General features: G+C 43.5%; 23 protein-coding genes and 2 pseudogenes. 10 read left to right on the top strand and 15 right to left on the bottom strand.

The features are described from left to right. Position 1 precedes the first annotated feature (1 nt). Both THEPK_RS07780 and THEPK_RS07775 read right to left on the bottom strand, forming a co-directional pair. On the bottom strand, positions 2-700 hold the full coding sequence (locus THEPK_RS07780) for a PrsW family intramembrane metalloprotease (protein WP_042700298.1): 699 nt from the start codon (positions 698-700) through the stop codon (positions 2-4). Between the two features lie 48 nt (positions 701-748). After that, positions 749-1,426 (bottom strand): metallophosphoesterase, encoded by a 678-nt coding sequence (locus THEPK_RS07775; protein WP_042700296.1) that lies wholly within the window; start codon positions 1,424-1,426, stop codon positions 749-751. A gap of 98 nt (positions 1,427-1,524) precedes the next feature. Between THEPK_RS07775 and THEPK_RS07770 the strand changes: the two genes are divergently transcribed. Next, the gene (locus tag THEPK_RS07770) at positions 1,525-1,803 is read left to right on the top strand and encodes a hypothetical protein (protein ID WP_042700294.1); all 279 of its coding nucleotides are present in this window, start codon (positions 1,525-1,527) and stop codon (positions 1,801-1,803) included. On the opposite strand, the gene THEPK_RS07765 is transcribed toward THEPK_RS07770, so the two are convergent. After that, positions 1,800-2,468 carry an HAD family hydrolase gene (locus THEPK_RS07765; RefSeq protein ID WP_042700291.1) on the bottom strand — a complete coding sequence of 223 codons (669 nt, stop codon included), beginning with the start codon at positions 2,466-2,468 and terminating at the stop codon, positions 1,800-1,802. The two genes, THEPK_RS07770 and THEPK_RS07765, sit on opposite strands and share 4 nt — an antisense overlap. A gap of 128 nt (positions 2,469-2,596) precedes the next feature. On the opposite strand from THEPK_RS07765, the gene gcvPA reads away from it, so the two are divergent. The 3 genes from gcvPA (at position 2,597) to THEPK_RS07750 (ending at position 6,899) form a co-directional block, all read left to right on the top strand. Beyond that, entirely contained in the window at positions 2,597-3,952 is a 1,356-nt protein-coding gene (gene gcvPA / locus THEPK_RS07760; RefSeq protein ID WP_042700287.1) for an aminomethyl-transferring glycine dehydrogenase subunit GcvPA, read from the top strand. 10 nt (positions 3,953-3,962) lie between these two features. Beyond that, entirely contained in the window at positions 3,963-5,462 is a 1,500-nt protein-coding gene (gcvPB, locus tag THEPK_RS07755; RefSeq protein WP_042700284.1) for an aminomethyl-transferring glycine dehydrogenase subunit GcvPB, read from the top strand. 69 nt (positions 5,463-5,531) lie between these two features. Beyond that, complete coding sequence (locus THEPK_RS07750) at positions 5,532-6,899, top strand: TldD/PmbA family protein (protein ID WP_042700281.1); 1,368 nt, start codon at positions 5,532-5,534, stop codon at positions 6,897-6,899. Between the two features lie 59 nt (positions 6,900-6,958). On the opposite strand, the gene THEPK_RS07745 is transcribed toward THEPK_RS07750, so the two are convergent. Beyond that, complete coding sequence (locus THEPK_RS07745; protein ID WP_198011300.1) at positions 6,959-7,468, bottom strand: hypothetical protein; 510 nt, start codon at positions 7,466-7,468, stop codon at positions 6,959-6,961. Positions 7,469-7,552: 84 nt separating this feature from the next. On the opposite strand from THEPK_RS07745, the gene THEPK_RS07740 reads away from it, so the two are divergent. Both THEPK_RS07740 and THEPK_RS07735 read left to right on the top strand, forming a co-directional pair. Beyond that, on the top strand, positions 7,553-8,854 hold the full coding sequence (locus tag THEPK_RS07740; RefSeq protein ID WP_042700277.1) for a TldD/PmbA family protein: 1,302 nt from the start codon (positions 7,553-7,555) through the stop codon (positions 8,852-8,854). A gap of 47 nt (positions 8,855-8,901) precedes the next feature. After that, complete coding sequence (locus THEPK_RS07735; RefSeq protein WP_042700274.1) at positions 8,902-9,264, top strand: DUF7132 family protein; 363 nt, start codon at positions 8,902-8,904, stop codon at positions 9,262-9,264. Here the strand turns inward: THEPK_RS07735 and THEPK_RS07730 are convergent. The 5 genes from THEPK_RS07730 to THEPK_RS07710 all read right to left on the bottom strand — a co-directional run bounded on the left by THEPK_RS07730 (position 9,257) and on the right by THEPK_RS07710 (position 14,037). After that, entirely contained in the window at positions 9,257-10,006 is a 750-nt protein-coding gene (locus THEPK_RS07730; protein ID WP_042700272.1) for a class I SAM-dependent methyltransferase, read from the bottom strand. The two genes, THEPK_RS07735 and THEPK_RS07730, sit on opposite strands and share 8 nt — an antisense overlap. Positions 10,007-10,172: 166 nt before the next feature. After that, on the bottom strand, positions 10,173-11,603 hold the full coding sequence (gltA, locus tag THEPK_RS07725) for an NADPH-dependent glutamate synthase (protein WP_042700270.1): 1,431 nt from the start codon (positions 11,601-11,603) through the stop codon (positions 10,173-10,175). Further along, entirely contained in the window at positions 11,600-12,469 is an 870-nt protein-coding gene (locus tag THEPK_RS07720; protein WP_198011299.1) for a sulfide/dihydroorotate dehydrogenase-like FAD/NAD-binding protein, read from the bottom strand. Before THEPK_RS07720 ends, gltA begins: the two co-directional genes overlap by 4 nt. Positions 12,470-12,644: 175 nt before the next feature. Further along, complete coding sequence (locus tag THEPK_RS07715; protein WP_042700268.1) at positions 12,645-13,406, bottom strand: tRNA (adenine-N1)-methyltransferase; 762 nt, start codon at positions 13,404-13,406, stop codon at positions 12,645-12,647. A gap of 13 nt (positions 13,407-13,419) precedes the next feature. Next, a complete protein-coding gene (locus tag THEPK_RS07710) occupies positions 13,420-14,037 on the bottom strand; it encodes a DUF257 family protein (RefSeq protein ID WP_042700265.1) in 618 nt (205 codons plus the stop codon). Between the two features lie 56 nt (positions 14,038-14,093). On the opposite strand from THEPK_RS07710, the gene THEPK_RS07705 reads away from it, so the two are divergent. After that, positions 14,094-14,402, top strand: a complete 309-nt coding sequence (locus THEPK_RS07705; protein ID WP_042700262.1) for a signal recognition particle protein Srp19 — start codon at positions 14,094-14,096, stop codon at positions 14,400-14,402. Between the two features lie 6 nt (positions 14,403-14,408). Here the strand turns inward: THEPK_RS07705 and THEPK_RS07700 are convergent, their stop codons facing one another. Further along, entirely contained in the window at positions 14,409-14,648 is a 240-nt protein-coding gene (locus tag THEPK_RS07700; protein ID WP_004067779.1) for an Lrp/AsnC family transcriptional regulator, read from the bottom strand. 215 nt (positions 14,649-14,863) lie between these two features. Further along, positions 14,864-15,253 carry a hypothetical protein gene (locus THEPK_RS07695; RefSeq protein ID WP_052315913.1) on the bottom strand — a complete coding sequence of 130 codons (390 nt, stop codon included), beginning with the start codon at positions 15,251-15,253 and terminating at the stop codon, positions 14,864-14,866. Between the two features lie 59 nt (positions 15,254-15,312). On the opposite strand from THEPK_RS07695, the pseudogene THEPK_RS07690 reads away from it, so the two are divergent. Continuing rightward, positions 15,313-17,486 (top strand): annotated as a pseudogene (locus THEPK_RS07690) (ATP-dependent DNA helicase). Between the two features lie 41 nt (positions 17,487-17,527). Continuing rightward, on the top strand, positions 17,528-18,100 hold the full coding sequence (locus tag THEPK_RS07685; RefSeq protein ID WP_042700259.1) for a dephospho-CoA kinase: 573 nt from the start codon (positions 17,528-17,530) through the stop codon (positions 18,098-18,100). On the opposite strand, the gene THEPK_RS07680 is transcribed toward THEPK_RS07685, so the two are convergent. Then, complete coding sequence (locus THEPK_RS07680; RefSeq protein WP_042700257.1) at positions 18,090-23,198, bottom strand: DNA polymerase domain-containing protein; 5,109 nt, start codon at positions 23,196-23,198, stop codon at positions 18,090-18,092. The genes THEPK_RS07685 and THEPK_RS07680 overlap by 11 nt on opposite strands. Before the next feature lie 81 nt (positions 23,199-23,279). Here THEPK_RS07680 and THEPK_RS07675 point away from each other — a divergent pair, with 81 nt between their 5' ends. Further along, a complete protein-coding gene (locus THEPK_RS07675; RefSeq protein WP_042700254.1) occupies positions 23,280-24,632 on the top strand; it encodes an RsmB/NOP family class I SAM-dependent RNA methyltransferase in 1,353 nt (450 codons plus the stop codon). A gap of 2 nt (positions 24,633-24,634) precedes the next feature. Here THEPK_RS07675 and THEPK_RS07670 read toward each other — a convergent pair whose 3' ends face one another. The 3 genes and pseudogenes from THEPK_RS07670 to THEPK_RS13110 all read right to left on the bottom strand — a co-directional run. Next, complete coding sequence (locus tag THEPK_RS07670; protein ID WP_042700252.1) at positions 24,635-25,645, bottom strand: hypothetical protein; 1,011 nt, start codon at positions 25,643-25,645, stop codon at positions 24,635-24,637. 109 nt (positions 25,646-25,754) lie between these two features. Beyond that, positions 25,755-26,372: a TIGR00296 family protein gene (locus THEPK_RS07665; protein WP_042700249.1), complete on the bottom strand. Its 618-nt coding sequence runs from the start codon at positions 26,370-26,372 to the stop codon at positions 25,755-25,757. Positions 26,373-26,377: 5 nt separating this feature from the next. Beyond that, positions 26,378-26,532, bottom strand: a pseudogene (locus THEPK_RS13110) (IS982 family transposase); the annotation flags it as partial.

The following is a 26,532-nucleotide window of genomic DNA, read 5'->3' as shown; positions in this document are numbered from 1 at the left end:
TTCACCTCCTAACGAACCAGTACCACCATGCTTTCTCTAAATATTCTCTCTGCCCGAGCATTATGAAGTACCTAATAAGGGCTATGTTGATAAAAATCAGCAGTATCGTGAAGATGTAGTACGAGGGGATTGCGAGGCTTAGGAATGCGAAATAGTCCCACAGAAAGTGAAGCAGTATCGCGAGGACAAAATAGCTTGTGATGCTTTGGACTTTTCCCTCTGCCTTTAAGCCATACCCAACACCAACTATTGCGCTCCAGGTGGCGTGAGCGAAAGGTGTTAAGAAAGCCCTCACTATAGTGGTGCCGACTCCAAAGCCAATCCCGTACAGGAAGTTTTCCGTAGCCGCAAATCCCAGCCCGGCTGCAACACCATAAACCACACCGTCCATTATCCCGTCCATTTGACCTGCCTTAAATGGAAGCCTGATTGCTAGAGCCTTTGCTGGTTCTTCCACAATGCCGGCCACAAGTGCCATATAAAATGCAGTCGCTGGTAAAATGGCGTATCCAAACTCCCCCTGTACCAAAAAGGCCTCCAAGAGCATTGCAACACCAACAGACAGGGTGCTTCCTAAGATGAATGTTGCTATAACATAGCGCTTGGGTTCGGGTTCGTATTTATCCGCATGATAGAAATACCAGAGCAATGCTAAGGCTGGCGCGTACGCGAAGAATATTATAGCACTCAATACGTCCATATCTATCACCTAGAGAATTTTGGTTTCTTCTGATTTTAATCCTTGTGGTCAAAGTCTTTGGAGTGCCCTGATTAGATCTCCAAGCTTTCCAAAGTTTAGGAGTTCTTCATCCAAAGGGACAAAAACCTCAAAGCTAGAAAGGCAAGCGTCTTTAAGGAATGGGGAAACAATCTCTCTGAGGATGTCGTTCCCATATGCCCATGGAGAGAAGGCAGGGAGTACTATTAGAGTTTCGCTCACCAAAAAGATTGGAACTTTTATCAATGCTCCAACCTCGTCCCTAAGTCTTATTGCGGGATGCTCATGCCCTATTATGAACTTCTCCCCCTCAACAAGCTTGTGGCCGTGGACTACTTTCCAGCCCTCAAGTTCAATTTCATCAACAACTTCCACACCGAGCTCTTTAATCCAGCTTACACCTACGTCGTGGTTACCCCTCACAACAACTGCTTCCTCCACGAGGGGAGTTATCTCCTCAAAGAACGCCCTGAGTTCAAGCTTCTCTCGCTTGAGTGGAACGAACGAATGCTTGAGGTCGCCGTTTATTATCAATCGTTTTGGTCGTTGTTCCTTGAGAAGGGCAGCAACGGAGGTTACCATTTGCCTGAAGGCTTTTGGAAGATAAATTCCTTCTTTTGCCATGCTCTCCTCGTATCCAATGTGCAGGTCAGCTATTATTATTGAGTTTCCGATCTTAACAGCCTTCTGAGGAAGGAGCTCATGCATGGTTGGGGTTACTCCCCAGTATTTTTAAACATATTGAATTTTGTTAGGCTAACCGAAAAATATTTAAATTTAAGCTGAGAGCTAAAGCTGGTGATAGTATGGCTTATATAGGATTTGCAAAGACAGACTTAGCCCCTTACGAGACCTATAGCAAGATACTAGAAGAACTGGAGCGAAGGGGCTTTAAGATAAAGTTTTCCAAACATCATTGGGCAGGGGATATGCCCTTTGGTCTTGTTATAGTCGAGAGTGACAGAGGAAATATAGCGGTAAGATGGGCGCTTGGAAAGGCCTTTGAGCTCAGAATTGAAGAAGTAAGTGATGAAGACCTTAACGAATTCATTGATGATACCCTAGAATATATAAGCGGGGATTAGCTTCTCTCGCTTTTTATTCTCTCTATTACATCAAAAATGCTCCATAGGTCTTGGATAACGTGAAGGTGCGGAATTTGGTCTAAGATTTCTTTGGTAACGTATTTTGCCGTTGGAGGGAAATAGTACCAAACGTACTCCGTGTTCTCGTCTCCCCTTCCAATAAAGCGCCATGGTTTATCATCAACCCATACAAAAATCTCGTTTCCATATCTCTCTCTAACAAGCTGAAATGCCTCGCAGAGCGTCATCTCCCTTCCAAAAATTATCACATCATCAAAAAGTTCGTAAAAGCCCCCTATTTTCAGTCTGTATTCCTTCATGCCATCTAAAAAATCCTCCGCAGAAAAGGATATCACTATATGCCCCTCTTCCTTAAGCTTTTTCAGAAGTTCTTTTGAATCGTCAATTGGTTTTGAAAGTTTTGCCCTCTCCTCAAACCATGTACGAGCGAATTTGGTCCTAAAAAACCTCGGTTGTTTTATTTTGCCGGTATGCTTTCCAAATTTAGGTCTTTCAAAGTAAAGCTCTATCTTAGTGAGAATTTTAGCGAGTACCCCTTTAAAAGGGAGCCAGGGAAAATGTTTTTTTAACGCCCTTCTAAATGCCTCCTCTATAACTGAGTAGCTGTCCACAAGCGTTCCATCAAAGTCGAAAGCTATTATCATTATTGAATCCCCCTTGTTATTCTGCCACTAGCTCAATGAATACTATTCCCTTTAAGTTTTGTCCTCCACAAAGCATATATTTTAGTGAAACAAAATATTCAGATGATAATCTCAAAAAGGTGATGTCTATGGGTAAGCACTACCTTCCAAACTTGGCACATAAGGAGGAGATGCTCAAGGAGATTGGCTTTAATAACATTGAAGACCTCTTCTCTGATGTTCCAAAAGGCTTTGTCAAGGAGTTTAACCTTCCAGAAGGCAAGAGCGAATACGAAGTCTTCCTTGAGATGAACGAGATCCTCAGCAAAAACAAGACCGTTCTTGAGATGCCGACTTTTCTCGGTGCTGGGGCTTACTTCCATTACGTTCCAGCCCACGTTAAGTACCTCATAGAGAGGAGTGAGTTCTTAACCGCTTATACCCCCTACCAGGCGGAGATAAGCCAGGGAATGCTGCAGGCGCTTTTCGAGTACCAGAGCTTGATAGGGGAGCTTGTGGGGTTGGAGATTGTAAACTCCTCAATGTACGATTGGGGAACTGCACTTGGCGAAGCAGCAAGAATGGCGGCAAGGGTTAAGAAAAAGAACAAATTCGTTGTTCCAAAGCACATCCATCCAGAAAGAGACAGGGTTCTCAGAACTTTTGTGGAAGGGGCGGACATTAAGATAGAATACGTAAACTGGAACGAAAAGGGCCAGGTTGATATTGAGGACTTAAAAGAGAAGGCAAAAGATGCTGCTGGAGTCTACGTTGAGCTCCCCAACTTCTTCGGAATAATCGAAGAACAGATAAAGGAAATTGGGGAGATTGCCCACGAAAACGGTGCTCTGTTTGTAGTGGGTGTAGACCCGACGATTCTGGGCATAGTAGAGGCACCGGGCAACTTAGGAGCTGACGCTGTGATCGGTGAGGCATCTTTCCTTGGAAGTGCCCTGAACTTCGGGGGTCCGAGGGCGGGAATATTCGCTACCAGAAATGAAACTGCCCTCGTAAGACAGATGCCTGGAAGAATTATCGGAATGACAAAAGATGCAGAAGGCAAAAGGGCTTTTGTCATGACACTTCAAACAAGAGAGCAGCACATAAGGAGAGCAAAGGCAACATCAAACATCTGTTCAAATGAAGCTCTTGTAGCAGTTGCAGCAGCAATCCACCTAGCTTCCCTCGGGCCAAAAGGCCTCCAGAAGCTTGGAGAAGTAATATTGAAGAACACTGCATATTTCAAGAAGAGGCTGAATGAAGTTGCTGAGATACCATTTGATGCAGTTAACTTCAAGGATGTCCCGGCTACGTTTGAAATCCCATATCCAGTCATTCACGAGAGGCTCCTTGAGAAGGGAATACACGGGGGTTTCTATCTAAAGCCGCACTTCCCGGAGCTCGGCGAGACTGCTTTGCTTGCAGTAACTGAAACAACAAGGAAAGAGTGGATCGATGTACTCATAGAGAATGTTAGAGAGATAATAAACGAGGCAGAGCTGTGAGGTGGTAAAGATGTTCAGACAGGCTAAATGGGATGAGCCCTTAATTTTTGAACTCTCAAGACCCGGAAGAATTGGTTTTACCCTCCCGGAACCAATTGAAGACGTTGACGTTCAAATCCCTGAGGGGCTAAGAAGGAAAAGCCTTGAGCTTCCGGAGCTTAGTGAGCCGGAGGTCGTTAAGCACTACACAAGGTTAAGCGAGATGAACTACGGTGTTGATTCCGGCATATACCCACTCGGTTCCTGTACTATGAAATATAACCCCAAGATAAATGAGGAATTTGCAAACCACCCGAAAGTTGCCTTTATCCACCCCTACCAGGATGAAAGAACAGTCCAAGGTGCCCTGCAGATAATGTGGGAGCTTGAGCAGTGGCTCAAAGAGATTACCGGAATGGATCGCTTCACTCTTCAACCGGCTGCTGGTGCCAACGGTGAGTTCACGGGAGTCATGATAATCCGTGCCTATCATCTCGACCGCGGAGAGACCCAAAGGACTGAAATGCTTGTTCCCGATTCTGCTCATGGTACAAATCCAGCCTCAGCAGCGATGGCTGGCTTTAAGGTCATTGAGATACCCTCAAACGAACAGGGCATGGTAGACTTAGAGGCTTTAGAAAATGCCGTAAGCGAGAGGACAGCAGGAATAATGCTCACAAATCCCAACACCCTGGGAATCTTTGAAGAGGACATTTTGGAGATAGCAAAGATAGTCCACAAAGCTGGAGGACTGCTCTATTATGACGGTGCAAACCTAAACGGAATTCTCGGCAAGGTGAGGCCCGGAGACATGGGCTTTGATATCGTCCACATAAACCTTCACAAGACGTTCTCAACACCTCACGGAGGCGGTGGTCCGGGAGCAGGGCCTGTCGGTGTAAAGGAGCACCTTGTTGACTATTTACCCGTCCCACTGGTGGAATTCGATGGGGAAAAGTACTACCTGAACTACGACCTGCCAAAGAGCATTGGAAAGGTTAAGGAGTTCTATGGAAACTTCAATGTGCTCGTTAGGGCTCTCACGTACCTCAAGATTATGGGAAGGGACGGACTGAAAGAAGTTGCGGAGATAGCTGTTTTAAATGCCAACTACCTTACACAAAAGCTAAAGGGCACGAAAGGATATGAACTGCCACACAAGGAGCTCAGAAAGCACGAGGTTGTGTTCTCAGCAGAACCAATGAAGAAGGAAACTGGCGTAAAGGCTCTGGACGTTGCCAAGAGACTGCTCGACTTTGGACTGCACGCCCCGACTATTTACTTCCCGCTCATAGTACATGAGGCATTGATGATTGAGCCAACGGAAACTGTCACCAAAGAAGAGATTGATGCCTACGTCGAAGCACTCAAGAAAATAAGCGAGGAAGCATACACCAACCCTGAAATCGTCAAGAGTGCTCCACACAACACGGCAGTTAGGAGAGTTGATGATGTGCTCGCAGCTAAAAAGCCAGTTATAACGTGGAGAATGTACAAAGAGCTCAGGGAAAAGGGGGAGGTCGACTACTGAGTCCCCTTTTTTCTTCTCCTTTTCCAAAAACAATATAAACCTTTTTTAGCTCTCTTCTTTGGGGGTTCTATGGAAGTTGAAAAGCTAATCAAAAAAGCCGAGGAGCTCAGTCAAAAGTATGGAATACCTTACTACGAAGTGAGAATAGCTAAAATAAGCGCGACTCATATTGAAATGCAGAATTCTCACTTTGAAGACATTTCTTCGAATGTGGAGATTGGGATTGGTGTTAGGGCCTTTGACGGTTCTTGGGGCTTCTCATCTGCAAATGACCCAAGAAGGGCAGAAAAGGCACTTGAAACTGCAATGAAGATTGCAAAAGTCACAAGGGGCAACTCAAAAATTTACATCGGAGACCCGGTCAAGGATGATGCTGAAATAAAGGTTAAAAAGCCGTTTTCTGATGTAGATTTAGAAGAGAAAACTGCCATCCTCAAAGAGATAGATTCCCTGCTGATGGGAAAAAACCTGCCCAACAGGGAGGTAACCTACGGAGATGGAATAAAGGAGCAGTTTTATTTTAACTCCATTGGGAGTGAAATCAGAACTGTGGTTCCAAAAATTCGTCTGAGCTTTTCTGTCACTGCAAAAAAAGGCAATGATATGCAGACCTACTGGAAGGTCTTCGGAGGTACTGTGGGGTGGGAAATGATAGAAGGGATAAACCTCGAGTACTGGACGTCTTTTGTAAAAAGAAAAGCCAGGGAGCTTTTGGACGCATCCCTACCGCCATCAGGAGAGTTTGACGTAATAGTTGACCCCGAGCTTGCGGGAGTTTTCATCCACGAAGCCCTTGGGCATGCGGCAGAGGGAGATGCCGTTAAAAACGGGGAGAGCATACTTGAAGGGAAGCTTGGAGAGGAGATAGCCGTGGAAGAGCTCACGGTGGTCGATGACCCGACTTTGCCGGGGAAGTTCGGCTCTTATATCTACGACGATGAGGGGATTAAGGCGAGAAAAGTAGAAATCATAAAAGACGGGATTTTGAAAGAGTACCTCCTCGACAGAGAGACTGCGGCTTTCTTTGGACTTGAGCCTAACGGGCATGGAAGGGCTCAAAGCTATAATTATCAACCCCTAGTTAGGATGAGCAACACCTACATAGAGCCGAGGGACTGGAGCTTTGAGGAGATGCTTGAAGAAGTCAAAAACGGCCTCTACCTTATAGGAGACAAAGGCGGACAGGTGGACATAGCAAACGGCACCTTTATGTTTGGAGCAAAGGAGGGATATATAATCGAGAACGGGGAAATAAAGACACCCATAAGAGATGTGGCACTTTCGGGCAAGATTCTGGATGTCCTCAAGAACATAAGAGCTATCGGGAATGACCTCAAAATCGAGTTCCCGGGCTACTGCGGAAAAGGACAGTGGGTGTCTGTTGACGATGGGGGGCCCCACATTTTAACGAGGGCTTTAGTCGGAGGGCTCCTCTGAACCCCAGGTTTTTATCCATATTTTGTTCCAGCTCTTCTATCCGTCTTCTCCAAATACCACTATGTAAACATAATAGCTCTGACCGACGTGTGCGTTTTTAGTATTGATTTCCACATCAAAGGTCGCATTTTTTCTGGGGAGATAAAAGCCTCCCTTGGAGTTATCTCGACACTTATGTTCTCTATTTCTTTTAGCGTTCCTTCCATATAATGCCAGCTTTCGCTCATATTGGGACTTCCCAAGAAGGCCTTTATCTCTACTTTCCCTGCATAGTAGCACGTTGTGTTGTCTATTTTGTATTCCTTGCCGAAAACTACTCCTTTAATTGTTATTGTAGCGTTAGGAGGCATTAGGAATGAGGGATTTTCTCCTAATATTTGACCGTCCATTGAGTTAAAAATGACGTTTTTTACATTGAACTCTCCGTATCCTGGATGGGTAAGGGGACACGGGACTAAAGATTCCGAAAAAGGACTTTGAGAGATAGTAGAGGGTGTATTTGTCCCTAAACATCCGCTCAGGATAACAACAAGAGCTACAAGTAATGGAAGAGTTCTCAATTTCTTCACCTGATTATAATTTCGATAATTGATATATATCTTTTTTACCAAAAACCTTTAATTCCCTTCGGCTTATGAGAAGCGGGAGAAAAGATGATAGACGAGTTAGTTAAAATCCTAAACCGCGAGAACGTTGAGTGGGAGATTTACTGGGAAATCGGCAGAGGGAGCTCGTTTAAAATCGAGAAGTGTGAGCTGGAGAGAGCCCAAAGGAAATACCATTCTGGTATTGGTCTTAGGGTGGGATACAACGGAAAACAGGGTTTTTCCTATATCACAGGACTAACTCACTCAAAAGAAGAGCTTGAAAAGTTTGTTAAAAAGACCATAAAACTTGCAAAGGTCAGAGAGGTAAAGTTTTACGGATTCCCCGAAAAAAAGCCTGTCAAAAAGGTTAGTGGAATTTACGATAAGCGGATAGCGGAGCTGGAGTTTGAGGAAGCTTTGGAACTTGGAAGAGAGATCTCCAGAAAAGAGAGTGAGCTGAGAGAAAAATACGGGGGAAGCTACACCTTTTCCGGAAGGCTGGCTTTTGGGGTGGCAAGAGACGGCATAGCGAACTCAAACGGGATCGAGATGGAAGAGGAAGGCACAGCAATGAGCTTTAGCGTTTACATAGTTAGGAAAGACGAAAAAGTTGGAACGGGGGACTACTACAAAGCCTCAAGAACTATGATGGACTTCGAAAGAGAGCTTGAGAAAGGGCTCGAAAAGGCTATGCAGGAGGTTGAGCTAAGCTACAACGCAAAACCGCTGGAGCCTTTTGATGGAGAACTCGTTCTAGAGCCGCACTCAGTTGCATCTCTCGTCGGGCTGTTTATTTCAAACCTAAAGGGAGACAACGTATACCACAAAAGGAGCAGATTTAACAAACTGGGCGAAAGCGTTGCAAGTGAAGCGTTTACGCTCATCGATGATGCCACGCTGGAAGGCAAAATCGCGAGCTACTCTTTCGATGGCGAAGGAAATCCCTCTCAAAGGACGGTTTTAGTTGAGAATGGAGTACTAAAGAACTTTCTTCTTGACGAGATGTATGCTCGTCTTCTTGAAATGGAGGGCACGGGAAATGCCGTGAGAGACTTTAGGACCCCTCCCCACATAGGGACAAGCAACATAATCGTGGAGGGAGAGGAAGAGAACCTTGAGGATTTTGAAGGGGTTATAATAAAGAAAGTCTTTGGTGAGCACACTGCAAACCCAATAAGCGGGGACTTTTCACTAACGGTTGAGCTTGGCTATGTGGTCAAAAACGGTGAGGTCATTCCATTCAAGGACAACATGTTTGTGGGGAACGTTTTTGAGTTCATGAACTCCATAACGGCTGTAGGAAAGAAGAAGGAAGAGCTCGGGGCGTTTATATCTCCCAGGGTGCTCGGTGTGGGAAAGATTGTTTGAAGAAAGGTTTAAGTTGTTCTGCGTCTTAATTTTTATTTGGTGATAGCATGAGAGTTCTGGAAGAAAGGCCTGTGAAGATTAAGGTAGTTAGAACTAAGAGGGGAGCGATTCTCCACATGATAGAGATCTCAAAGAACCACTTCTTCCTTGAACAGAATCCGCTTAAGGATTCAAAGTACGGTGTAGCTTATAGGAAAATAAAGAACAAGTTCCCCGAATTCTATATGTTCTGGGAGATCAAGAACAACCGATACACAGGAAGACTTTTGGTAGGTTCTTTCCTTGAAAAAGAAGAAATAGACGAATTCATTACGCTGGTCGCTCAGACAGATGAGTTCAAGAAATTTGAGCACATACTCGAAGAAATCGAGGAGGAAGAAGGGGAGAAAGAGGAAGAGACAGCTACCTAGCTGGCTTCCTTCCCACGATAATAACATAACCGGTATAAGGGCTTTCAAAAATCTTCATTGATTCCCAGGCATTTTTCAACCCCTTTAGCCCTTCTTTTCTAAGTATCTTCAGGAATATTTTCAGCTCTCCTATGATGCCAACCTCTTTCCTCATCTCTTTCATCCACTCGGGAATTAGGTGGGATTTATCAATCACAACGACATCAACAAGACCTGCTTGTTCGAAAAGCTTCTTCCATCCCTCGATGGTTTCCGGCTCTTCTCCCTCAATTTCTTTGAGTTTTAGCTTCAGCGTTTCGGGAGTATCCTCTTTCCAGGCAACGTCGTGTATCCCCACATAGCCATTTGGCTTAACTACGCGAACAATTTCTCTTAATGCAACCTCCTTGTTAAGGAGACAGAGCGTGCACTCCGATATGACAACATCAAAAGTGTTGTCTGGAAAGGGCAATTTATGAGCATCGGCTAAGATGAAAGTAGTTTTACCTTCCAATCCTCTCATTTTTGCTTTATTCTTTGCTTTCTCTATCATCAGAGGAGAAGCATCAACCCCTACGACTTCACAACCAAAGGTTTCCGCTAAAAAGCACGCAGTTTCGCCAGTGCCACATGCCACATCCAGAACTTTGGATTTTTCATTAATGCCGCAGAGTTCTGCTAGCTCTCTCGTAATTTCCAATCCGCCGGGATGGAGGACTTCAATACCCAAGTTTTCTTCCTCTAAAATTTCTTCCAGGCTCATGACTCATCAAAAAGGATATGGCACAAAAGTTTATACATTTAGCGGCTCAGGGTTTGACCATCATCACAGTTCAGATACCCTAGAGTTCTTCATCGCCTATCTAAATTTGAAAAGTGCCTTATAAAAATTATTGGAGGGGCCGAGAGATTAAAACAAAAGGGAAAAATCAGGAACTCTTCCTCTTTTCCTCCAGATATTGTTTGATTCCCTTTGCGGCTTTTCTTCCATCGCCCATTGCGAGAATTACTGTGGCTTCTCCTCGTATGGCATCTCCACCGGCAAAAACACCGGGAATGTTTGTCATCATGTTTTCATTCACCTTTATTACACCGTGTTCATCGGCTTCTATCTGTGGAAGTGTCATTCTCAAAAGCTTGCTTGTTGTTTTGCCTATTGCTATTATAACGGTATCCGCCTCAAGTACTGCTGTTTCCCCGGTGGGCACAAGTTTTCTCTTTCCTCTTGCGTCTCTTTCTTCAAGGGGTTTCATTTTCATGAACTTCACTGCCTTCACTCTTCCGTTTTCGTCGCCAATGAACTCAACCGGATTGAGGAAGAACTCAAACTTAACACCCTCTTCCTTAGCATGTGCAACCTCTTCGACCCTCGCAGTAACATCTTCTTCTCCCCTTCTATAGGCTATTGTGACCTCTGCCCCAAGCCTCCTTGCGGTTCTTGCAGCGTCCATTGCGGTATTTCCAGCACCGATGACTATGACCTTCTTGCCCACCTTAATTGGAGTCTCGTACTCAGGGAATGCATAAGCTTTCATGAGGTTGACCCTTGTTAAGAACTCGTTCGCTGAGTATATGCCGTTCAAGTTGATTCCGGGGATGTTGAGGAGCTTTGGTGTTCCGGCACCGGTTCCTATGAAGACTGCATCGTACTCCTCAAGGAGCTCATCGAACGTTACCGTCCTTCCTACGACATAGTCGGTTTTTATCTCAACGCCAAGTTTTTTGAGTTTTTCAAGCTCCTTTTCTATGGTTTCTTTTGGCAATCTAAACTCGGGAATTCCGTAAACCAGAACTCCACCGGGTTTGTGGAGGGCTTCGAATATTGTAACCTGGTAACCTTCTTTTGCCAGCTCAGCGGCACAAGTAAGCCCAGCGGGACCGGCTCCGATAACAGCAACCTTTTCCTTCTTCTTTTCAATCTTAGGGGTAATTTCCTGAAGCAATTTTTCATCTATGCCTTTTTCCCTTGCATAATCTGCTACAAAACGCTCAAGCTTTCCAATGTTTATAGGCTCGCCAACCTTACCCATCACACACACTGCCTCACACTGGTCTTCTTGGGGGCATACTCTACCGGTAATTGCGGGTAAAGTGTTGCACGCCCAGATAACTTCTAATGCCTCTTTAACAGCTTTTTCTGGGTTGTCCCTGTTCTCGCGGAGCTTCCTTATGAAGCCGGGAACGTCTATGTGGACGGGACATCCCTGGGTACAGGGAGCGGGACTGCACTGGAGACATCTCTCAGCTTCTTTAACGGCAAGCTCAAACGTGTAACCCAAGTTAACCTCCATAAACCCCTTAAGCCTCTCTTCAACAGGTCTCTCCGGAGTGGGGACTCTTTCCTTGATAAGCGTCATCATTGAGCACCTCCTTGCTGAAGTTTGGTGAGATAATCTTCCAGAGCCTTCTTTTCTAAGTCGGCATAGAACTCAGACCTTGCAATAAGCTCCTCCCAGTTTACTTCATATGCATTGAAGCTTGGGCCATCAACACAGGCAAATTTAACCTCTCCTCCAACTGTAACTCTGCACGCACCACACATGCCTGTTCCATCAACCATTATGGGGTGAAGGTCGACTTCCATAGGAATTCCGTACTCCTTAACCACATCAAAAATGGCTTTTTGCCCTCTTGCCGGCCCAACCATAAAGACCAGATCAGGCTTTTCTTTTTCAATGAGCTCTCTTACTTTTGCTTGCCCCCTTGTGACGAGCTCTTTAAATATTTCTGGCATACCCATGCCTTCTTTAAGCGGGAAGCTCTCCACTATGTGTTTTGAGACTGCCTTTTCCAGGTCTTCTTTAAGAATAATCATTGGTTCCGGGACTATGTGGAGGGTTATTACTTCGTTTCCAATTTCCTGCCATGCCTTAGCTATTGGATAGACCTCCACTATTCCGGTTATCATTCCTATTGCCAAAATCTTCCCAAACTTTTTCATCGGTGCGGGATTACCAAGGGGGCCGGCTATGTTTAGTATTTTGTCCCCCTCTTGTAGTTCCATGTTCATTCTAAGGGTGGTTCTTCCTCTTATGAAGGTCACGAGTGTTATCCACCCCTCCTCTGCATCCCACATTACGGGAGTTAAGGGTATTCTTTCGCCGTTTTCAAATGCTCTGACAACAACAAACTGCCCAGGCTGAACCTTTCTAGCTATGTGCGGAGCGTGAATTTTATACAGCACATTATTGGCTGCAATTTCTCTCTTTTCCAGTATCTCGTACACGATGAACACCTCCGTACATACGTTCAAGTTTGGCTATCTACTTTTGTTCAAAACCAGAGGTATTTATAAAAATATTGTAAACCAAAAGTTGAGAAGTGGGCTAAAAAAGATGAAAGTCTAAGATGAGAGAAGCTCACAAAAAAGGTCAATAGAAACAGAAAGAAGCAAAAACAAGCTACCTCTTTCTAACAAAGGTTATATAGCCCGTATGGGCCAGCATGGTTGTTCTTGGCCTTATACACTCCTCTTTAACTTCCTGCTCTCTCACAAGGCACTCAATTGTTTTTGGTCTCGTAAAGTAGTCTTTGTACTCCCTCAACTTCTTATACAGTCTGTCAACCTGATTTATACAGGGAGTGTACGCAACAAAAAATCCTCCCGGCTTTAGGGCTTTTATTGCATGTTCCACAACGTTTTCTGGCTGTGGAAGGTCTAAGATAATGTGATCCACGTTCTCCTCATCAATCCCTTCATATATGTTCTTCAGCTTTATTTCAACCCTATCATCAAAGCCGGCCCATTCGATATTTCTCCATGCGAGCTTTGCAAAATCTTCTCTAACTTCGTAGGCGATTATCTTGCCTTGAGAGCCAACAATATTGGCTAAAAAAAGCGTTAATGCCCCGCTTCCTACCCCGGCTTCGATTATAACATCCCCTGGTGAGATTCCAGCAAATGCCACTATCTGGGCAGCGTCCTTTGGGTGGATTATCTGAGGGCCTCTCTTCATCTTGTCGATATAGTCTATTATTCTCGGCTTGAGAACCCTGAATTGATACCCTTTATGGGACTCCACAATGGTTCCAAACTCTTTCCCTAAAAGCTCATTTAGATTTATTTTGCCTAGGTCTGTGTGAAACTCTCCTTCTTTTATCGTTATGAGATATCTCTTCCCTCTAGGATCGAGCAGCACAACTTTGTCTCCCTGTTTTATCATTTTAATCACCGGACTAATCCTCTATTTCAAGCTTGTAAAGATTTCCCTCTTTTTGGATTTTTATCAGTTTGCTTGCCATTTCCCTCAAGATGGCAATTTGCTGTTTGTTCAGGATATCTCTGTTCACAAAGTAAATTGAAGTCCAGTCTTCAAACGGAAGCACACTTCTTGTAAACAGAATTGCTCTCAGGGCATTATCTCCCCCAAAGTAAATATACTGAGAGATGCCGAAGGTTATTGAGTACTCAACTTTTGCTGAATGAGAAGAAAGCTTCATCAGAGCGTCATAATAGCTTTTCATGAACTCAGAAATTTCGTACGTGAGGGGGATTTCTTCAACTATGGAGGCATAGCTTGTTCTCCCGGGCCCTATTCTTATTGCCTTTATCCTCTTTGTGGACTCCATAACTTCTTTGTATTTTTGGGGAGAGCTTTTTCTCAGATAATCCCTAAACAACAAATCTCCTACCCCAAAAAAGTCGTCTATCAAGATATCATGACTGGAAAATGAAGGTATAATTTCTCCCCATACCAAATCTCCGAGGGGATACAAGGAAGGGTATTCCACGAGAATGAAATCGCCAAGTGTGGAGTGTTTTTTTAAAAACTCAGCAAGTGAACCGACCTCCATACTCTCACCAAAGGATTTTTAACACCAGGGCTTTTAAACTTTTGTAGGTGTTCAAAATGGGCAAGTTCGTAATATGGGCAAACGAAATAGATGCCAGAATTTCGAGAAAATATGGCAGGGAAGTTCCGAAAAATCTTGCAGTGGAAAGGCCAAATATAGACGAAATAATAGATGCGGCCAAAAGTCTTGGGATTACGGTTATCGAGGTAAATAGAGACGCTCTTAATCCAAGGCTTGCAGGAGTAGACGAAGAGTTAAGAACTAAAGGTAGGGTTATAGTCGAAAGCAAGCATGGAAAATCGAAAACTCTAAAACTAATAGCCCAAAAGGTTAGAGAATTTAGGAAAGCACGCAAGAAAAAATAATGGCCTTTACTCTTCTGTTTCTACAACTATTGCAGTTGTTGTGTCAATTACGCCGTCTATGTTGTGTATATCGTGGAGGATTTTTCTTGTAAGTTCTCCCAAGTCTGAAGCATTAATCTCCACTATTGCATCGTACGGGCCAGTGACAGCATCGGCTTTTAAAACTCCTGGAATTGCTTTTATTTCTTCTATTACCTTCTCAACTTTCCCAATCTCGACTGTTAACAAAATGTATGCCCTAACCATTTACATCACCAGATTTTGTTGTCATTCTTTGTTAGAGACGTTCTATAATTTAAGGTTTTCGCATTTATTTTTAGCACACTCGGCAAGAATTGTTTCGTTGTTGGGTGCAAAAACATTGCTAAATAGAAAGAAACAACCAAGTTATATTGTGTTGTTTGCTGCACAATAAGTATCATGGGCGTAGAAAAATTTATTAGAACTCTATGATAGAGATATCAATGACCTACTTTGTGGAGGGAAGTAGATGAAAAAGCAACTAGCAACCATATTAGTCTTGGGTGTTTTGATTTTTGCTGTAGTAGCAAGTGGCTGTATCGGTGAATTCTGAACACGTTCCACTTTCGCATATGTCTAAGTCTTTCATCCAGAGTTCTTCCCGAAAGCTCATACACCCTTTCAAAGGTCCTCTTAAGAAATTCTTCGAGGTTTTCTTCGTTAACAAGCTTTGGAAGAGGGTTCCTCGCTTCTCTTGGGAGTTCTTTGTTGAATTTTCTTATAAGAACACTCACGTGCTCTATTTTCTCAACTTTTTTGGAAAAATATGCATCCAGCATAAAGCGTTTTCCCTTTACCTCGAAAACGATATATGGCACCTCAATCTTCATGAAAGACAATATCTCAAAAAGCTATATAAACGCTTTTCTCTTATGTGGACTGATGGGCTATGAGGGTGGAGGAGCTTAAATCACTTGGAGTCGATGAGAGAGTTATAAGGCTGATACGCGAGAGAGGTATAGAGGAACTGTATCCTCCTCAAGCGGAGGCTTTAAAGAGTGGTGTGCTTAACGGGAAAAACCTGATTTTGGCCATTCCTACAGCCTCTGGAAAGACCCTTGTTGCGGAAACAGTGATGATAAACAAGATTCTCCGCGAGGGAGGAAAGGCCGTATACCTTGTCCCCTTAAAGGCACTTGCCGAGGAAAAGTATAAGGAGTTCAAGTTCTGGGAACGGATTGGGCTTAAGATAGCGGTAACAACCGGAGATTACGACAGCACTGAGGAGTGGCTTGGGAGATATGACATCATAATCGCGACATCAGAAAAATTCGACTCTCTGCTCCGTCACAAGTCTCCTTGGATAAGGGACGTTAAGCTTATAATCGCAGATGAAGTTCACCTTCTCGGCTCATATGACAGAGGGGCTACCTTGGAGATGATTCTCGCTCACTTAAGGGATAAAGCCCAGATTTTAGGGCTGAGTGCAACAATTGGAAATGCCGAAGAGCTTGCGGAGTGGTTAAATGCTGAGCTAGTGGTGAGTGAATGGCGCCCCGTAAGCCTGAAGAGGGGCATCTTTCATCACGGGCAGATTTTCTGGGAGGACGGGAGTATTGAAAAATTCCCGAGTCAGTGGGACTCTCTCGTTATTGACGCTTTAAAAAAAGACAAACAGGTGCTTGTCTTTGTCAATACCCGAAGGAGTGCCGAAAAAGAAGCCCTTCTATTGGGGGAAAAGTTCAGAGATTTTTAACCAAACCCGAAGAGAGGAGATTAAAGCAGATAGCGGATGAACTTGAGAGCACTCCAACCAACGAGAAACTTAAAGAGGCTCTGAAGAAAGGAGTAGCCTTTCACCATGCAGGCTTGGGAAGAGAAGAGCGCTCCATTGTAGAAGAAGCCTTTAGAGAAGGACTTATAAAGGTGATTACAGCCACCCCGACCCTGTCCGCTGGCGTAAACCTCCCCGCGTACCGTGTCATAATACGGGACACAAAGCGCTATTCTGACTTCGGATGGAGAGACATTCCTGTTGTGGAAATACAGCAGATGATGGGTAGGGCAGGGAGGCCAAAATACGACAGGGAAGGCCAAGCAATAATAATTGCGGGGACTGAAAAGCCAGAGAACTTGATGAAAAAGTATGTCTTTGGCAAACCAGAGAAGCTCTTCTCTATGCTCTCAAATGAAGCGTCGTTTAGGAGTCAGGTTCTTGCCTTAATAACCAACTTTGGAGTTAGGAGCTTTAGAGAGCTCGTGGAATTCTTGGAGAGGACTTTCTACTATCACCAGCGAAAGAACCTTGAGGCCCTTGAAGGAAAGGCCAAAGATATAGTTTACTTCCTGCTTGAAAACGAGTTTATTGACATCGACTTAAACGACCAGTTTATGCCGCTTCCATTTGGGATAAGGACTTCCCAGCTGTATCTTGATCCATTAACGGCTAAAAAGTTCAAGGATGCTTTTGAAAAGCTTGAGACGAATCCAAACCCGCTAGGAGTTTTTCATCTTTTGGCTTCCACCCCGGATATGGCATCTTTAAGGATAAGACGCAAAGAACAGGAGGATATTCTTGACTATGCCTATGAGATGGAGAGCTATCTTTACCAGAACATTCCCTATTGGGAAGACTACAAATTTGAGAAGTTCCTTGGAGAGGTAAAAACGGCAAAACTTCTCCTTGACTGGATTAACGAAGTCTCTGAGTCAAGAATCTTGGAAACTTACGACATAGACACAGGAGATCTCTACAGGATACTGGAATTGGCAGATTGGCTTATGTATTCCCTAATTGAATTATACAAGCTTTCCAGCCCCAAAAAAGAGATTTTAGAATTCTTAAAGCAACTTCACTTAAGAGTGAAGTATGGAGTAAGAGAAGAGCTTCTTGAGCTTACAAGCCTTCCAATGATAGGCAGAAAGAGAGCAAGAGCCCTATACAATGCAGGATTTAAGAGCATAGAAGACATCGTAAAAGCAAAGCCCAGTGAACTTCTAAAGGTGGAGGGAATTGGAGTTGGAATCTTGGAAAAGCTATATCAACACTTTGGAGTGGAGCTCCCGAAGATTAAAGAGAAGAAAAAAGTGAAAAAAGGGACGCTGGATGACTTTTTCAAATGAGCAACTTTTTTAAATCAATCCGCTTTAGGTGGGTGTGGGCAATGATAATCTGTATAGTAGGAATGCCTGGTTCTGGGAAAGGTCAGATAGTGAAAATTTTTGGAAAGTACGGAGTGCCTCACGTTTCTATGGGTGATGTTGTGAGGGAGGAAGCCGACAAAAGGGGAATTCCAAGAACTCCCGAAGGAATGAACAGTGTGAGTATTCAGCTTAGGCAGGAGCTTGGGGACAATGCTGTGGCAAAATTAACGATCCCAAAGGTAAAAGAACTCCTAAAGAAGCACAAGGCAGTTATAATCGACGGAGTGAGGTCTCTAGATGAAATTCAGACCTTTAAAGATGCGTTTCCAGATGAAAAGATAATCATAATAGCCGTGCACTCTTCGCCAAGAAAAAGATTCGAGAGGCTTAGCAGAAGGGGAAGAAGCGATGATCCAAAAACATGGAGTGATTTCGAAGCTAGGGACTGGAAGGAGCTCAAGTTTGGAATTGGAAGCGTTATAGCTTTAGCGGACTACCTGATAGTCAACGAGAACCACATAGAGGAATACCAAAAAGAAATAGAGAAACTCGCGGAGAAGCTTGGATTAAAAGAGAGCGAAGCTACCTCTTGAGCCACGCATCCAGTCCGGTTTGCTTCGAGCTCTGATATCTCAAATCCTCTTTTCTATATCCAAATGCTTCGAGAATCCTAAGCACTGCTGGCAGAACTTGGTTTTCGATGTAGTAGTCCGGATCGTACTTGTGCTTTGCGGGGTCGTATTCTGTAAGCAAAACCACTCTGTCGCTAATCTTTCCTCCACCTTTAAGAACGATGTAGCTTATTATTGTGCCCGGCTTTACCTTGATTCCCTTTGCGGCGAGCCGTTTAGCTATCGCTACATGGGGACCAATAGCTTTGTAATCCTTTAAATCCCGGGTAATCTGCTCATGGATAACGAGCTTTTCAAGCGGAACCTCGTATTTTGCTATCTTCTCCACAACGTCCTTCACAATCTTAACTGCCTTCTCAATACTTCCTTCTCTAAGTATCGCCTCCAAAACCTTTGCCTGGGTCTCTTTGGCTATCTCGCTCCAGTCCCTCCTCACAACTTCCAGACCTCTTGTCGTTATCCTACCTTCTTCATCTATAACCGCGTAGCGCTTTTTCGTGACAAAGAACCCTCTCAGGTAAAAGCCCTCGTACTCAAGTTCAAGCAGGCCCGGGAGTTTGGAGTTTATGTACTTGAGGAATTCTTTAGCCTTCTGTTTAATAACATCCGGCTTTTCTCCAGGTATTGTTGCATAGAATCCGTCAGTATTGTGTACCAGGATGTTGTTTGCAAAGAACCTATGCGTCTCTTCGACTTCAATGTCATAAACGTAGCCCTCGTATGGTATCTCTTCGACTTTTTTCACATGCACAAGATCAAAGCCAAAATCTATGGTATTCCTTTTTACCCTCGCTGATTTTAAATGTTCTAAAAGTCTCTTCTGCTTTCTCTCGATTAAAAAGCCTATCCTTTCAGCAAAACGCCACTTATTTTTGATCCTTAGATGCTTTGAGTAGGTTCCAGTAGAAACACCATTGTAGCGATTTGGAGTAGTCTCAGCAAATATTGAATTTGAAATTCCAACAATCCACAGAAGCTTCCTTACTTCCCTTAGAAAGTCAGCATCAATGTTTGTTAGCCTAATCTCTGGAACTCCCTTCCTGATAGTTACAGTACCATCAGCTGAAAACAGTCCTCGTAGAAATGCCTCTATGTAAGTAACCGGAAGCTCATACATGAACTCTGGAATTTTTCGTCTTCCTTTTTCGTCCTTAAAGTGCCTTTTCATAAACCTTACAAGGCTCTTTGCTAATATGTTGAAGTCTCCCCTCTCGTTTTTTGGGTAATAGTTTGAGATTACTCCATAAGTTTTTAGGGGTTCCAGAAGTTTTTGCTTTATCTCTTCTGCATCTTTGCCTGTTGAAAGTCCAAGATAATACTCTGCCCAATGAGAGTTTCCACCCCAGTTTCCATCTCCTACAATCAATCCTACGAGCTCCCAGAATTTTACCGCTATTTCGTTAGTTTTGGTATTCTCATTCTTTAACGGTGCATTTGGGCATATGAGCGATTTTACTGCTTTGCCTAATTCAAAAGGCTTTACTTCCTTTAGTCTTTCCCCGATTTTTTTGGCAGTTTTCTTTTTTGACGTGTTTAGATAGCCTATGAGAGAATGATCCTCAGTAACATCTATATACCAGCTGTTGGTCAGCCAGATGCGGAACATTCTTTTATTCGCTCTGTGCCTCATCACGTAGGGAACAGGCTTCCAGACAAGCTTTCCGTCATCGTCCAGAGTTAGTGCTTCAACACCTTCGAGAATGCAGTATTCTTTTTCGCCAATGCTGTAGTCCACCTTAGAGAAAAGATCCTTTATTTTCACAAATTTAATCTTTCCGTTTTGCCTTATTATGATCTCACTTTCTCCTGAGACACTGTCTGCATAAAGAACCTTAAACCCGAATTTTTCCTCTATTTCTCTTATCGTCATCTCTATGTAGTGTCTCCCCCATGCGGTAACGCTCTCGGCACATTCCTTCGAATACCACCTAGCCTTAGGATACCCCATATAGCCGTAATAGCTGTTGTGGGCGTACAGCAAGCCAAAACCAACGAGGAAGTTCTCGTTATCTTCGACGCTTAGGTCATAGACGTATCCCTCATACTCTTTCTCTTCAACACTCGTAACCTTGTCAAGAACCACATCCCCATAGATGAAAAACTCCAAGAGTTTGGCTTTCTCCCTGTCGAGTTTTCCCTCCTCAGTGAGCTCTTTAAACTTCTCGAACGTCATGTTCTTTTGGAATTTTCTTCCAAACACTTCTTCGAGAACCTCTTTGGGGATTAAGTTTGAGTAGTATGTATTCTTCTCCCTGGAGGTTTGCAGAAACTGCAGGTCTTCGTTTATGTAGACCCTATAAACCCCGCTGTCAAAGCCAATCTTCACGGATGAGATTCCCAACGAGTTCAGCAAGAACACAAGTTGGTTTGCGAGGAGTTCACTCTTTGTTGAGAGCCTAAACCGTTTTGATGGATGAACGTCCCCGTCCCCTTCAAAATATGTCTCCAGAAATGCCCAGCGTACGGATTCGGGAGAGTTGAATATGATCGCGGGAATTCTCTTGTTTTCCGCTAACGCTCCGCAGAGACACTTCATAACTAAATATGCCATCTTCTTAGGTATATCCACGCAGTTTTTGCCAATCCTAACTCCACCAAAGAATTTCTCCGCAACCGTTTTCATTTTTTCGATGACACGTGGGTCTTCGTTGTACAGCTTTACTGAGTAGCTAACACCGCCGGTTTTGTTTCTTTGTGCGCTAGCATAACCTTCGCTAACATAATACCCGAGGAGCCTTCCAAAGTCTTCATTGACCTTGAGGATGCAGTTCATTCTAAAACCGTTGAGAGTTCCAATCTTCCATTCCTCTAACTCTCTTTGCGGAAAGTATGGTATAAACTCCTTAATGTCGTTGAACATAACCAGATACTCCCTTTTGTTTCCGTTGTATTTGACTCTCTCTGCAAGTCTCTCGTAAAGCTGTTTGTATCTCTTTAGCCCTTCCCAGTTAATAACCTCGTATCCCCGAGGCAATATCCTTACAAGACCAAGCTTTTCAAGATGGAACAGATAACGGTTAAACGTTCTTATCCTTTTGTTCTCTTCCCCAAAAATCCACCTTAGGGTTCTAAGCATCCCTTTAAAGAAGTTCTTTCTTCCCCTGACTGGAACTGTCATAACGATGTCGGCTGTTTCCTTGTCGGGAAGACTTGATATTAATTCGGGAATGTTAAGAATAGTTTCCTTTTCATCGAGCTTAATCCTCTTTGGCACCACAATTAGGTCGCCTTTCCTTATCTCGTCTCCAGAAACTTCCATTATTTCTCCATTTCTAACCGTAAACAGGCTGTGACTGGCAGTTATGTTAATTTTTCTGCCAGAACTAAGCTGAATCTCATAAGCTTTCCCTTTGTACTTATGTCTTATGAGTGCCTTCACCTTTTTAACTTCACTTTCTTTGCTTTTTCTGTTAAATGAGAACGCATAAAGGTTGTCCACTTCGAGGACTTCGGTATTATCCACTCTCTTAACTCTATCTCTCTGCTTTTCTATATGAGAGTCTATAAACTCGCCAATTTTTACAAATTTGACTTCCCTATCTTCTATTATTGGTAACCACTCGTTGGGTAGAATGCTGTTTGCAAGCAATTTAACTGCTCTTTGTCTATAATCGAGCATTTTCTTTTCGATTGGGTCAACTGTGGATTTCATTTTCTTCTTTATATCTTGCCTCATATTGATTAGGTCACCAAGTATGGAGGGAATAAACCCCGGAAAGTCCTTGCAGAACTTATATCCCACTATTGGGGCAACGTCGTAATTTTTACACCCCTCCTTTTCCAGAGTATCGGGGGATATATTATGCGTGACTATTATAGATGGATACAGGCTGCGGAAGTCGAGGTAAACGATGTTCTCCCATAAGCCTCTTTCCGGTTCCTTTACATATCCTCCGAGGTAAGTTGTTCTCAGACGCCTGCGGTATTCCTCATCACTGGGTTTGTTCGGTGCTAGTTCGTTTCTCTGATATGCTACCCTCAGCAAGTACCACTCCACAAGGTTGCCCGTGCTTGACCTCGAGACATCCCATACGCTCTGGCCTATCAGCTTTGCCAGCTCGGCCTCCATGGGGAAGAACTCTTTTCCAAGCTCATATGTTGCCTTAGCATCCTCCATCGAGTACTGGGCGAGTTTTTTCATACTTTCCTCTGTTTCCCAGATAGCGGCAATTTCCTCTGCCTCCAGTTTGCTTTTGGTTTTCCCCAAAACAGCTTCATAAACCGCCTCAAGCGTATACGTTGGGAGGTTTATTGTCCTTCTCACGACAGGGAAAAGGTCAAAGTGTATTCTACCCTTAATTTCCACGGCAAAGCTATCTCCCATCCTCTGAATTTTAGGTTCGGGGTGTTCTTTATCCCTACCCAAAATGAGGCGAATTCCCAGCTTTTCTGCCCGTTTTATAAGATAGGGAAGATCAAAATTGTCTCCGTTATATGTGATTATCACGTCCGGGTCTTTTTCTTTGACAATCTGAATAAAGCGCTTTATCATTTCCCTCTCGCTGGATACAACCTCAACATAAGGCAGATCAATGTTCTTCCATGTAATTACCCTTGCCTCTTCCTCATCGGCATAACTAATCATTATTATCTCGCCCTTTCCGAACTCATCCCCCTCATGATAGAACGTTTCAATGTCAAAGGCAAGGAGCTTGAGCTCCTCCTCCCCTTCCATGGGAATCAGACCCTTGTCTATGAGATAACGCTTGGCGAAGGGTATATCATATTCGTAAATATCAACCACAGCTGGATGTTCCCTTATTTTGCCCCGCATAGCTGGAACGTCTTGGGGATGCTCAAAAATAAGCTTCCATACCTCAACTTCCCTTCCCAAAAATTTCTTTCTAACCTTTTCTGCGTCGAGCACCCTCACGGTTTTTCCGTGCCTCTCGCCTCTTATGGACTTTATTTCTTCAATAGCAGAGTCATCTTTGAGAAGAGCATAGATATAGGGCTGAAAGTGGGGGTCGAGTTCTATTTTAAACTCCCCATTCTCCTTCTTAAAAATTCGGATTATTGGTTTACCGTCCTTTGTTATGTAGTCAGTGTCCAATATCACAGTTCTCACCAGATATAAACTAAGGCTCAGATTAAATAAAAGTTCCGCCAAATTTTTAAACCCCCGTCCAAATCGAAAACCATGGAGTTGTTTTACAGGATAACCCTTCACGAACTCATTGCAGATGTGCTGACCCTCATAGAGGAGCGTGAGCTTTCATCAAAAAACGCTCTGGAAAGAGTATTCAAGAGAGTTAGCGGAAAGGACAGAGAAAGAGCGAGAGGTTTAGCTCACGCTTACGTTTTTGAAATTGAAAAGTGGAGAAAGAAAATAGATTTCATTGCAAATTCCGTCCTCAAAGGAACCAAGATTGGAGACCTTGAGCTGTATCTTGCCAACCTCCTGAGGATTGGCATATTTGAGATGAAGTTCAAGGGAGTTGCTCCCGCGATAGCCACCGACTCAGTGGTCAGGGTGGTAAAAGAAAAATACGATTTGAACAGGGCAAAGTTTGTAAACGCAGTTCTCAGAGAGGCAGAAAAGTTTAATCTGGATAGAGCTCTAAAAAAACTCAAAGAAAAGGATAGGATAGAATACTTAAGCGTGAAATTCTCACATCCCAGGTGGTACGTGGAATACGTAATTGACCTTCTTGGTTATGAAAATGCGGTAAGGCTCTTGCTGAGCAACAACAGGCCTCAGAGATATTACGTTAGAGTCAATCCGCTGAAAACTGACATAGATAAGCTTGCCGAGTATTTAGAGGCACATGGAGTTAGAACGGCAAGGACTCCGATTGATGATGTTCTGAAAATTTTGGAGTACGAAACACCTATAACCCGTTTGGATTGGTATAAAGAGGGCTATTTTGTGATTCAAGACCTTGCAAGTGCTTACGTTGCTCATGTCCTCGCTCCGGAAAAAGGCGAGAGGATTTTAGACCTTGCCGCTGCCCCGGGAAGCAAAACCTTTCACGTGGCTCATTTAATGGAAAATACTGGGGAGATAGTCGCTGTTGATTATTCTGCTGAAAGGCTCCAAAAGATGAAGGCAAAAATGAAAGTTCTTGGCGTAAAAAACGTCAGGCTTGTGCACGCAGATGGAATGAAGTTTAAGGACAAAGAAGAATTTGACAGGATAATACTCGACGCTCCATGCTCTTCTTCCGGAACCTACAGACAATTCCCGGAAGTTAAATGGCGTTTCGATGAAAACAAGATAAAAAAGGTCATTCAGGTTCAAAAAGCCATGTTGAGAAATGCCTATAGAAACCTAAGGAAAGATGGAGAAATGACGTATTCGACATGTTCAATAAGGGTCGATGAAAACGAGGAGAACATAAAATACGCAATAAGTAGAGTGGGCTTTGAGCTTATCAACTACCCCTTTGAGTGGGGAGAAAGGGGATTCACTGAGATTGGAGATAAGGTTTTCAGGTCTTTTACACACTTACACGACTGCAATAGTTTCTTCATTGCAAAACTGAAAAAATAAAATCAACCCATACTTTCTTCGAGGACACCAACTGCGTCTCTCACATAGAAGTACGCTTTTCTCAGGTTTATGAACACTTTTATGCTGTTTAAGTTCCGGAATATTGGGCCGTTTTCCTCTGCTTTTGCATAGTACTGTTCTGCAAGGGTCTTGTGAAACAGTGCAAGCTCTAAGGTCTCATTATCTAGTTCTCCAGCCTCAGGACTACTGTACAATAAGTTAAACCTTTCAGTAGCTTTTTGGTATTGTCTGTAGTAAAAGAAATTCCAGATAACGTAGTTAAAGGACTTCTGAACAGCTTCAGGCTTTTCTTCTTTCTTTTTTGAATATTCCAAGTTATCCACAATTAGTTCCTTAAGAAATGCTTTCCATTCTGGGCCTCCATATCTAACACTGTATTCGAATGTAAGCCCACTAACTAAAACCCGGCCACGTCCGAGGGAGTATATTATCGTGCTTGGTTTGGTGTAGTCTGGAGTAGTCCCATCTCCTTGAACAGTAACTATCTCTGCATCTGCCGGAACGTTAATTAAATAACCATGGCTTGCGTAATTACTGTAAAGCCAGCTTCCGTTCTTGACAATGTAATCATAGTTAGAGTATCCCCTCGTAATTGAAACACCACCGGGAAGTGAAGTTGTCCAAAGCCCTCCATGCCATCCCCAGTTGGCCGCATGAACTTGGAGAACTTTTCCTGCCTTTACAAACTCTTCGAGCTTCAGCATTTGAGGACCAAGATCATCGTAAAACTGTTGATTCTGGTCGCTTGCAATTAAGATCATGTCATAAGTGTTTATTAGATCAGAGGTAGTTAGGGAGTTTAGTTGATCTGCAGTCATGACATCATAAGAAACTCCTAGTTCAGTCAATACCACCTCATTTGTATCAAAATTCCATGCATCTACATTTTTTAGTATGAGTACTTTCTTTCCTGTAAGTCCTTGGGCTGCAGAAAAGCTAAGGCTACTCAAAACAAACAAGAAAACGACTACAAGTCCTAAAACTTTTTTCATTGCATAATACCTCCAACTTATTATTATGTATTTGAGCAAATACTATATAGGTAATTACTCGTTACCTTCTAAGAACATGGAGAAAATTCTTAAAAAAGAAGAGTTTTGATTAATGCAGAGGTTTCCTCTTTACGGGCCCGTTGGGGTACTCTTCTTCAAAAATCTCCGCTGTAAAACGATAAACCTCCGTATCCTCATCTAACCAGCAGTCAGGAGGAAGGCCTGCTTTCCAGCATGTTTCGCTCAAGAACTCCTCTTCATCCCATCCCCATTCAATAGGAACCTGAGGAAGCAAAAGCCCGCTGTAGATGCCCTTTTTAATGATAAGCCCATCTCTTCCGACCTTTATTTTTTTGGGTCTTTCATGAGGCGGCCCCTCTACGGGCTCCGGAGGAGTTAGAACACTGACTTCTATCGTTAGATTGTCAAGTTCATCAAGCGTCACAGGAGGAAAGCGTGGGTCATCAACGGCTGCGTATATAGCTGCTTTTATAGTGGCTTTAACTAGAGGGTAGAGTGGATAGGGAAAGCCTATGCACCCACGTAATGCCTGCGTAGGGGGGACACCTATCCTGTTGAGGGTTACAAAGACACCCATTTTTTCCCAAAGCTCGGGAGGAGTGTCCTTAGGAGGCTCTATTTCCTTACCGGACTTTAAATATTCTTCTATAGCCTTTCTGGCAAGCCTCACTAGAAATTCTCCCCACTCATCTTTTATCTTATACATATACCCTAGTTCCCACCACCTGTGAAGTTGTATAATCTGTCCAGATTCACGGCCAGAATCGCCCCTAAAATCCTGACAGCTAACCCCCTCAAACTAACACTCCTGCTCGGCCTCAGAAGAAACTCAGAAAACTTCGAAAACAAAGTCTCAATCCTCCTGC

The organism is Thermococcus sp. PK (assembly GCF_000430485.1).
Taxonomy (GTDB): domain Archaea; phylum Methanobacteriota_B; class Thermococci; order Thermococcales; family Thermococcaceae; genus Thermococcus_A; species Thermococcus_A bergensis.
This window is presented reverse-complemented; position numbering and strand designations above follow the sequence as displayed.